Below are 7,260 nucleotides of genomic sequence, written 5' to 3'. Positions count from 1 at the left end.
GGCTGCTGTCGAACTGGGCCGTCCAGCCGTCCTTCACCCAGCGGCCGCCTTCGGCACGCCAGCCGCCGACCACGACGCCCCGGCCGACGACGACCCCCGCCGCCACCCCCACGCAGACCCCTGACCAGGGGCAGGAGCACGGGAACAAGCCCACCGCCCCGCCCGGCCAGGACAAGAAGAACAAGAACCGGCCGTGAAGCCGCGCGACCCCCGAGCCCACTGGTTCCTGCTGGCGCTCGGCGGTCTCCTCCTGGCCTGCGTGCTGCTGATGGACGGCTTCGTCCACGGCGCCGTCGGCGAAGGCCCGCGCGAGAACCCCGCCGCCACCGCCGAGACCCCCGCTTCCGTGACGTCCGGCGGCCCCGTGATCAAGACCGACGGCCACCGCACCCAGTCGGCGCGGCTGCCCGCCAAGACCATCGCACTGACCTTCGACGACGGCCCGGACGCCGAGTGGACCCCCGAGATCCTCGACGTCCTGAAAAGGCACGACGCCAAGGCCACGTTCTTCGTGGTCGGCAGCCATGTGGCGCAGGAGCCGGGGATCGTCCGCCGGACCCTCGCCGAAGGCCACGAGCTCGGCAACCACACCTATACCCATGCCGATCTGGCCGCGTCCTCCGATGTCCGGATCCGTACCGAGCTGTCGCTGACCCAGCGGGCGCTCGCGGGCGCGGCGGGCGTCAAGACCAGGCTGATGCGGATGCCGTACTCGGCGACCCCCGAGGGCACCACCGGCGACCAGTGGCGGGCCGCCCAGGTCGCCGGTGCGCAGGGCTATCTGGTCGTCCTCACCGACCGCGACACCGAGGACTGGAGCAGGCCGCCCGTCGACCGGATGGTCGCGGCCGCCACCACCGCGAGCCGGCAGGGCGAGGGCGCGATCATCATGCTGCACGACTCGGGCGGCGACCGGGCCGGAACCGTCGCGGCCGTCGAGCAGATCATCACCACGCTGCAGCCGCAGGGCTACCGGTTCACCACGCTGACCGGCGGGCTGGGGCTGCCGAAGGCCGAGGTCGCGGCGTCGGCCCGGGAGAAGGCGTTCGGCACGGTGCTGGTGCGCAGCCAGCAGTTCTCCGGATGGCTGGTCGGCGCGCTGTCGGTGCTGTTCGGGATCGCCGGTGTCCTCTGTGTGGCGCGCCTGCTGTTCCTGCTGGTCTTCGCCCATCTGCATGTGCGGAGCGTCCGGGGCAGGCGGCCGGGTCGCGGCCGTGACCCCGTCCAGCCGCCGCTCACGGTGATCGTCCCGGCGTTCAACGAGGAGGCCGGGATCGCGGCGTCCGTCCGTTCGCTGATGGACACCGACTACCAGGGGCCGCTGGAGATCCTCGTCGTGGACGACGGCTCCACCGACCGGACCGCCGAGATCGTCGACGCGCTGCGGGTGCCAGGCGTCCGGCTGATCCGCAAGGCCAACGGCGGCAAGCCGTCGGCGCTGAACGCGGGCATCGAGCAGGCACGCGGCGAGATCCTGGTCATGGTGGACGGCGACACCGTCTTCCAGCGCGACACGCTCCGGCAGCTCGTCAAGGCGTTCACCGACCCCGTGGTCGGCGCGGTCAGCGGCAACACCAAGGTCGCCAACCGGGGCGGGATCCTCGGCCGCTGGCAGCACATCGAGTACGTGATCGGCTTCAACCTCGACCGGCGCATGTTCGACCTGCTGGAATGTATGCCGACCGTCCCGGGCGCGATCGGCGCGTTCCGCGCGGACGCCCTCGCCGCGGTCGGCGGGGTCAGCGACGACACCCTCGCCGAGGACACCGATCTGACCATGGCCGTCGCCAGGTCGGGACGGCGCGTCGTCTACGAGGAGAACGCGATCGCCTGGACCGAGGCGCCCGCGAGCCTCCGGCAGCTCTGGCGGCAGCGTTACCGCTGGTGCTACGGGACGATGCAGGCGATGTGGAAGCACCGCGCCTCGCTCAAGGAGCCGTTCGGCCGCCGCTGCCTGACCTATCTGATGGTCTTCCAGGTGCTGCTGCCGCTGATCGCGCCCGCCGTGGACCTGTTCGCGGTCTACGGTCTGCTGTTCCTCGATCCGCTGCACACGATCGCGATGTGGCTGGTGTTCGTCGTCGGCCAGATGGCGGCCGGGGCCTACGCGCTCTACCTGGACAAGGAGCCGGTGCGGCCGCTGTGGACCCTCCCGCTCCAGCAGATCGTCTACCGGCAGCTCATGTATCTGGTGGTCATCCAGTCGCTGGTGACGGCGGTGCTCGGGGCGCGGCTGCGCTGGCAGACCATCCGCAGGACCGGGACCTTCGAGGATGTGCCGGCAACCAACCTCTCTGGCCAGCGGACCGGGGCGTTTCTATGATGGGCTGATGGATCTGATCGTCAGTACGGTGTACGGCAAGGTGCGGGGCCGGGTGGCGGACGGGGTGGCCCGGTTCCTCGGGATTCCGTTCGCGGCGGCGCCGTTCGGGGAGCACCGGTTCCGGGCGCCCGCGCCCGTCGTGCCCTGGGACGGGGTGCGGGACGCGCTGGAGTACGGGCCCACCGTGCCGAAGGCGCCCTACCGGCCACCGCTGTACGCGCTGCTCCCCGAAGTGGACCTTCCCGGCGAGGAGTGCCTGAACCTGAACGTCTGGGCGCCGCGCGACGCCGAAGGGCTGCCGGTCCTGGTCTGGGTGCACGGCGGGGCGTTCCGCAACGGCTCGGGCTCCGTACCCGTCTACGACGGCGGCACCTTCGCCCGCGACGGCGTGGTCTGCGTGACGATCAACTACCGGCTCGGCGTGGAGGGGTTCGCGGAACTCCCCGGCGCGCCCCGCAACCGGGGGCTGCTCGACCAGATCGCCGCCCTGGAATGGGTGCGCGACAACATCGCGGCGTTCGGCGGCGACCCCGAACAGGTCACGGTGTTCGGCGAATCGGCGGGCGGGATGAGTGTCGCGACGCTGCTCTCCCTCGACCTCGGGCTGTTCCACCGGGCCATCGCCCAGTCGGGCGCCGGGCACATCGCCCAGCTTCCCGAGGACGCGCTGAAGGTCACCGCGGAGCTGGCCCGGCGGCTGGGCGTCGAGCCGACGGCCGAAGGGCTCGCCGAGATCACACCGGAACGGATCGTCGAGGTGCAGGCCGAGGTCCAGGCGGAGATCGGCGCGGTGCCCGACCCCGGACGCTGGGGCTACTCGACCGTCCAGGGCGGAATGCCGTTCATGCCCGTCCTGGACGCCGAGCTGTTCACCCGCCGCCCCATCGACGCCGTCCGCGACGGCGCGGGCCGCGACATCCCGCTGCTCACCGGCACCAACAGCGACGAGTTCCGGCTGTACCTCGCCCCGTCGGGGATGGTCGACCTGCTCAACGTGGAGCTGGTCACCGGGCTGCTCGCCACCATGGGCATCGAGCCGGGCACCGCCGAGACCTACCAGGCGAACCGGCCCGGCGCCAAGCCGGGCGACATCATGTCGGCGGTCATCACCGACTGGTTCTTCCGGGTGCCGGCGATCCGGCTCGCCGAGGCCAAACCGCACAACACGTGGATGTACGAGTTCGCCTGGAACTCCGGCGCGCAGGACGTGCCCGCGCCGCTGAAGGCGTGTCACGCGCTGGAGCTCGGCTTCGTCTTCGACGCCCTGGCCTCCACCGAGGGCCGCGGGCTGGTCGGCCCGAACCCGCCGCAGGCCCTCGCCGACACCATGCACGCCGCGTGGGTGGCGTTCGCCAAGACCGGCGACCCCGGCTGGCCGCGCTACGACGAGGCCAGGACCGTCCAGGTCTTCGACGTCGAACCGGCCCTGACGGCCGACCCCAGGGCCGACGAGCGGAAGCTCTGCCCCGACCGCTGAGTCAGCCGCCCGCCAGGTGCGGCGCGAGCGCGATCAGCGCGAACGCCGCGCCCTGCGGGTCGCCGAGCACGGCGAGCCGGCCCGCGGGGCTGTCGATGAACGGGCTGACCTGCTCGGCCCCCAGATCGACGGCCTTCGCGACGGCCCGGTCCACGTCCGCGACGTCGAAGTAGACCAGCCAGAACGGCGGCACGCTCGCCGGCATCGCCTCCGGCATCCGCATCAGCCCCGCCTGCGACACCCCGTCCAGCTTGAACTCGGTGTACTCGGGGCCGCCCTCGGGCGTCCAGCCGAACACGTCGGGGTAGAAGGCGAGCGCCTTGTCGGGGTCGCGGGTGTTCAGCTCGCTCCAGGCGTAGGTGTTCGGCTCGCCGACGATCCCGGAGCCGGGATGGTCGATCGCCTCCCAGACCATGATGAACGCGCCCTCGAGGTCGAGGAACCCGGCCATCTTCCCGGCCTTGAACACCTGCATGGCGGGCACCACGAGCTGCCCGCCCGCCGCCAGCACCCGGGCCGCCGTCGCCTCCGCGTCGTCGGTGGCGACATAGGTGTTCCACATCGCGGGCATCCCCTCGGCGGCCTGCGGGCCGATCCCGGCGACCCGCCGGCCCCGCAGCGCGAACTGCCCGTACCCGCCCGCTTCGGGATCCTGCTCCCAGAACGTCTCCCAGCCGAAGAGCTTCTCGTAGAAGTCAGCGGCCGCGAACCGGTCCTTCGCCGAGTAGTCCACCCAGCACGGCATCCCCGGCGCATAGGAATCTCTGTCTGCCATACCACCCATCCTCAGACCAGGACCGGTGTTCTGTCAGTGCCTCCGGGTAAAACGTTGGACTAGAGCTTGCGGGCCAGCACCCGGTAGGTGTTGCCGACGGCGCCGGTCCTGCGCTGGATCGGGTAGATGGCGTGGTCGGCGACGGTCGCGGCGGCGATGACGGGGGCCGCCGCCAGATAGCCGGTGATCCGCGCCGCCCAGGCCAGCCGGGGATGCCGGACGTTCAGCCACGGCCGGTGCGGGGAGGGCAGCAGCCGGTTCAGCATCAGCAGCACGACCATCAGCAGGTCGAGCTGCTGGTGGGCTTCGGCGCGGTGCACGTCGAGGACCTCGAAGCCGCGCCGCTCCAGCGCCGCGGTCAGATTGTCCAGCGGCACGAAGTGCAGGTGCTGCGGCTGGAACCAGTTGTGCCACCAGCGGCCCACCCAGCGGGCGACGGGCGATTCGGGGTCCGGCACCTCGATCAGCAGATGGCCGCCCTCCGGCAGCACGGCCGCCGCCGCGTCCAGCTCGACGCCGGGATCGAGGGTGTGCTCCAGATAGTGGTGCATACTCACCACGTCGTACCGGCCGACGAGATGCCCGGCCAGCTCGGGGAACAGCCCGTGGTGGGCGGTGTCGACCCAGCCCTGGCGTTCGGCCTCCGCGATGCTGGTGCCGTTCATGTCGAGCACGTCGAAGACGGTGTCGGGCCAGGTGTCGCGGGCGGCGTTGCAGAAGTGGCCGTGGCCGCCGCCGACGTCCAGCCACGACTTCGGCGTGGTGTGGCCGCGCAGCATCTCGGCGCGCTGCCGGTAGTGGTCGGCGGAGAGCCGGAAACCGCGTTCGACCTCGGGTTCGCCCAGGCCGTCGTAGTAGTCGCGGTAGTAGAAGTCGAGGCCGTCGAGGTTGAGCCGCGGGTTCTGGAAGACGTGGTCGCAGGATTCGCAACGGTCCAGGGTGAACACGCCGGGCTTGCGCTGCTGGTAGTCGCGGCTGGTGAGCAGCGGGGTCAGCGCGGGGGAGCCGCACCACGGGCAGGCGGTGGCGCGTTCCTCGAAGAACCTGCTGGTGCCGCGTTCCAGATCGGCGGCGTAGGACTGGCGGGCCTTCTCGGCGGCCGGGTCCTCGGCCTCGGGGGCGGTGGCCACGCTGATCGCCCGGTAGGGGGCGCCGAACACACGGAACAGCGCGAACTTGTGCAGGTCGTCCGGGGTGAGCGGGGTGCCGGAGGTGGCCAGGTAGGGGTGCGCGGCGGCGGCGGCCAGCACGGCGGCCCCCCATTTGGGACGGCTCGCGGCGGCCAGCCCGAGCCCGGCGAGCGCCACGATCCAGGCGGCCTGCTGGACGGGCAGGTCACCGGTGTAGCGGCGGCGCAGGATGGCGCGGCGCTGGCTCGGCGGGCAGCTCCGCACGGTCAGCCCGTCCACGACGACGACGTCGGTGCTGGTGGAGGCGTACTTCTTCAACCGGACGGACAGCCCGTCGAGATCGTCGGCGTCCAGGTCGTGCCAGCGGCTCACCTCGGCCCGCCGCAGCAGGTCGGCGGAGACCAGCAGGGCGTGGCCGCCGCTGACGCCGAGCGCCGCACGGTCCCGCCGGTAGGTGGCGGGGTCGAGCCGCCGCGCCAGCTCCAGTGCCCTGGCCGTGTCGAGCCGGGCCGGCACCAGTTCCAGGACGTCCAGGCCCTGCTCCGTCGCATGGGCGACGGCGGCGGCCCGCACCTGGGCGGAGACCCGCAGACCGGCCCGCGTCACCAGCAGGTAGCCGTCGTCGTCCGCTCCGGCGCCCGGCCCGGGGACGGGCAGGCGGTGGAGTTTCTCGGCTCTCCGCCGGAGCCGGACGGCGTCCACGACCAGCCCCGCGGCGATCAGCCCGAGCACGCGCTTCATCGTTGCCCCCACCAACTTCGCAATTCCACCAGAAACTCTGACCGAAGTTACTGACGGGTTGTCCCTACGAGCTAGAGCGTGGCATGAGCCACTTGGTATCTCGGGTTTATGAACTTCCTTACAAAAAGGCGATCTGATTGACGAAAACCCGGATCTGTAAAGCGTCATTCCTTGAGGAGCAGATCCACCACGTGCTCTGCTATGGCCAGCGAGGAGGTGGCGCCCGGCGACGGTGCGTTACGGACCGTCAGCACCGGCCCGATCCGGCCGAGCCGGAAATCGTCGACGAGCGAGCCGTCGGAGTCCACGGCCTGGGCCCGCACCCCGGCCGGCGCGGGCAGGACGTCACCGGCGGCCAGTTCGGGCACGAAGGTTCGGGCCTCGCGGACGAACGCCCGCTTCGACAGCGACCCGTACAGCTCCTTGACGCCCGTCCGCCAGTGCCGCCCGGCCAGCGCCGGGAACCCCGGCCACCGCACGGTCTCCCACAGGTCGCGCGGGTTCAGATCGCGCCGCCGGTAGCCTTCGCGGGCCGTCGCCAGCACCGCGTTCGGGCCGATGTCGACGCTGCCGTCCACCCGCCGGGTGAAGTGGACCCCGAGGAACGGGTAGCGCGGATCGGGCACCGGATAGATCAGCCCGCGCACCAGCTCGGGGGAGCGCAGCCGGTAGTACTCGCCGCGGAACCGCAGGATCGCGGGCGCGGGCGAGTAGCCGGCCAGCCGCGCGACCCGGTCGCTCTGCAGCCCGGCGCAGACCACCAGCCGGTCGAACGCCTCCGCCGAACCGACCACGTCGGCGTCCGCGGCGTGGC

5 protein-coding genes and 1 pseudogene are annotated in these 7,260 nt (G+C 71.8%); 3 read left to right on the top strand and 3 right to left on the bottom strand.

The window, feature by feature from the left end:
• The 3 genes and pseudogenes from ACYVE7_RS25740 to ACYVE7_RS25730 form a co-directional block, all read left to right on the top strand.
• A pseudogene (locus ACYVE7_RS25740) lies at positions 1–197 on the top strand (hypothetical protein); the annotation flags it as partial.
• A complete protein-coding gene (locus ACYVE7_RS25735) occupies positions 194–2,323 on the top strand; it encodes a bifunctional polysaccharide deacetylase/glycosyltransferase family 2 protein (protein ID WP_460368009.1) in 2,130 nt (709 codons plus the stop codon). The pseudogene ACYVE7_RS25740 and the gene ACYVE7_RS25735, both read left to right, overlap by 4 nt.
• Positions 2,324–2,330: 7 nt before the next feature.
• Positions 2,331–3,800, top strand: coding sequence for a carboxylesterase/lipase family protein (locus tag ACYVE7_RS25730; RefSeq protein ID WP_460368007.1), 1,470 nt, complete (start codon positions 2,331–2,333; stop codon positions 3,798–3,800).
• Position 3,801: 1 nt separating this feature from the next.
• Here the strand turns inward: ACYVE7_RS25730 and ACYVE7_RS25725 are convergent, their stop codons facing one another.
• From ACYVE7_RS25725 to ACYVE7_RS25715, 3 genes are all read right to left on the bottom strand, one after another.
• Positions 3,802–4,575: a VOC family protein gene (locus tag ACYVE7_RS25725; RefSeq protein WP_460368005.1), complete on the bottom strand. Its 774-nt coding sequence runs from the start codon at positions 4,573–4,575 to the stop codon at positions 3,802–3,804.
• Between the two features lie 59 nt (positions 4,576–4,634).
• Complete coding sequence (locus tag ACYVE7_RS25720) at positions 4,635–6,446, bottom strand: class I SAM-dependent methyltransferase (protein WP_460368004.1); 1,812 nt, start codon at positions 6,444–6,446, stop codon at positions 4,635–4,637.
• A gap of 164 nt (positions 6,447–6,610) precedes the next feature.
• The coding region (locus ACYVE7_RS25715; RefSeq protein WP_460368002.1) for an FAD-dependent oxidoreductase at positions 6,611–7,260 on the bottom strand (650 nt) is incomplete at its 5' end.

The organism is Actinocorallia lasiicapitis (assembly GCF_054778695.1).
Note: the sequence above shows the minus strand (reverse complement) of the source record. Positions and strands in the feature narration are given on the sequence as shown.

Coding starts and splice junctions, on each gene's coding strand:
- ACYVE7_RS25720 (WP_460368004.1), bottom strand. CDS start 6,446: ATGAAGCGCGTGCTCGGGCTGATCGCCGCGGGGCTGGTCGTGGACGCC.
- ACYVE7_RS25725 (WP_460368005.1), bottom strand. CDS start 4,575: ATGGCAGACAGAGATTCCTATGCGCCGGGGATGCCGTGCTGGGTGGAC.
- ACYVE7_RS25730 (WP_460368007.1), top strand. CDS start 2,331: ATGGATCTGATCGTCAGTACGGTGTACGGCAAGGTGCGGGGCCGGGTG.